This window comes from Campylobacter sp. 2018MI10 (assembly GCF_018501175.1).
In the GTDB taxonomy this organism is placed as follows: Bacteria; Campylobacterota; Campylobacteria; order Campylobacterales; family Campylobacteraceae; genus Campylobacter_E.
Genome location: NZ_JAHCZD010000100.1, coordinates 1 through 430 on the forward strand (window position 1 = coordinate 1; position 430 = coordinate 430).

Genomic DNA, 430 nt, shown 5'->3' on the forward strand with positions numbered 1-430 from the left:
TTTTAAAAATATCCCAGAGCGTTTAGATGAAAAAGTCAAAGCAAGGCTTAAGGCTTTAAAAAAAGAAGATTTTACCAGAACGCCTAGTTTTAAAGAACGCGCCTTAATCCAAAAAGAATTTTTAAAACTCCCTCTTTTACCAACCACAACCATAGGTTCGTTTCCTCAAAGTGCTGATGTAAGATCTAATCGCCTTGCCTTTAAGCAAGAAAAAATTTCAGCTCAAAACTACACTGAATTTAACCCACAAAAAATCAAAGAATGCATACAAATTCAAGAAGAAATAGGACTTGATGTTTTAGTGCATGGAGAATTTGAAAGAAATGATATGGTGGAGTATTTTGGAGAGAATCTAAAGGGCCTTTTATTTACTCAAAATGGTTGGGTGCAAACCTATGGCACAAGGTGCGTTAAGCCTCCTGTGATTTGG

At 35.6% G+C, this 430-nt stretch carries 1 pseudogene; it reads left to right on the top strand.

The features are described from left to right. A pseudogene (locus KJR01_RS09850) lies at positions 1-430 on the top strand (5-methyltetrahydropteroyltriglutamate--homocysteine S-methyltransferase); the annotation flags it as partial.